Annotated in this window: 2 protein-coding genes; both read right to left on the bottom strand. The window is 34.2% G+C overall.

The window, feature by feature from the left end:
* Window positions 1–98: 98 nt before the first annotated feature.
* Window positions 99–212: a YnaM/YnfT family protein gene (locus HEN21_RS22430; protein WP_120795384.1), complete on the bottom strand. Its 114-nt coding sequence runs from the start codon at window positions 210–212 to the stop codon at window positions 99–101.
* Window positions 213–861: 649 nt separating this feature from the next.
* Window positions 862–1,718: sensor domain-containing diguanylate cyclase (locus HEN21_RS22425; protein WP_183082951.1), on the bottom strand; the 857-nt coding region annotated here is incomplete at its 5' end.

Below are 1,718 nucleotides of genomic sequence, written 5' to 3'. Positions count from 1 at the left end.
GAACCACTTTAGGGTGTCTTTTGATTTCATGAAGATATTCCTTAAAATATTATTGATTTTCATTGCGATATTGTATGTCTGATTCAGGATATGTTGACTTATACATCGGTTTTGTCTGGGTTATTGGATATGCCAATCCCTAATTTTATTAGGGCATGACTAAAAATGCTGAATATGATAAGGAGAGATGTGATTATCAGTATGCTGTTCATATAGCCTCGAATTAGTAATGTGTTATATATGATATAGTTGACAATTTTTATCTTGGGTGTTCTTAAAGTTCGTAGATAAACATTGTCGTTTCAGGTATACAGGAATGCTAACAGGTGGCAGCAAAAATCAGGCGGTTTATGGCGCAAGCTGAAGCGGCAACTGCAAACTATCTTATGCAGAGACTCTACACGGATTGGGTTTAAAAGTATACATAGATAACAGTTTTTATCTGAAGAAGAAAAATATCAAGGTGATATAGCCTATATGCCTATGATGCGGAGGAATGAATGTGATGGGAGTGATGTATCTGAATAGTTGAAAAACCGCAGTCACGTCGTATGCAAGAACGTGCTGCGGTTGGTTTGACTTTGATTGAGACGTTTTGGAATTTTTTTCGGTGGCAAAAATGGGGCAAAAAGTAGGAAAAGGGGCAAAGAAAAGGGTGGGTTATCGTAGTTTGTTGTAGTAATTGATATTGTTTAACATTTTGAAAAATAAATAAAATCTTTATGTATTAGATAGTTGTGATTTTTGCCCTTACTTGTTGAGATTGTAGAGTATAAACCGCTGCACATTATTATATGTGCGGCGGTTTCTTTCAAGGCAATGGAGAATAGCGGTATTACTAGTAATTTATATTATATGAAGTTAGTCCGATGTATAGATCACAACTTTGTTTCTTCCCGTTCTTTTGGCTTCGTATAACGCCTTGTCAGCATTAATCAACATCTCTGATGGGGTAAACTTGTTTGAGTTTGCAACAAAACCACCAATGCTGATAGTGACTTTTTTTACACCATACTTTACAGTTAGATTCTGTGTTTTTATTTCAATATTTCTTCTTATTCTCTCGCTGATTGATGGGATCTGTGCGAGTGAAAGTCCATTAAATACAACTGCGAACTCTTCACCACCAAGGCGACCAAATAAGTCCCTTCTGCGAATAGTTTTTGCAATGATTTTTGTTACTGTGCTTATTACTATATCTCCAGTGTGATGTCCATGCTGGTCATTTATCTTCTTGAAGTGATCAATGTCGAGCATTAATACACAAATGGAATTATTATTGTTGTTTTTTAGTATTGCCTTGAAGGCATTTAAAAAACCACCTCTATTATAAGTGTTAGTTAAAAAATCGTGTGAAGCCAGATAATCTGAATATTTTAATTTCAAAAATATAAAATACATTAGAGTGCATATGATATATAGGCTGGATGCTAGTTCAAGCCCTTTGGCCCAATACCATATAGGATAACGTGAATCCATAAAATGCAATAATATTAAGTTATCACATGCTAGAGCAATGCTGATAAAGCTAATGCAAAACCATATTTTTGAATAATTTTTAATAAAAAAGCATGAAGAAACAAGAAGTAATAGCCAGAAATAAATTATCGTCTTAATGTAGAATGTATTCCATGTCAATTGATGGCTGACGGAGGAATAGTATACTATATTAATAGAGTAGCTTTCATTCGCGCCACTTAATATTTTGGCTGTAAATG

Source organism: Escherichia sp. 93.1518, assembly GCF_013368915.2.
GTDB classification, from domain to species: domain Bacteria; phylum Pseudomonadota; class Gammaproteobacteria; order Enterobacterales; family Enterobacteriaceae; genus Escherichia; species Escherichia ruysiae.
The sequence above is the reverse complement of the archived record's forward strand: the minus strand, read 5'-3'. Positions and strand labels throughout refer to the sequence as shown.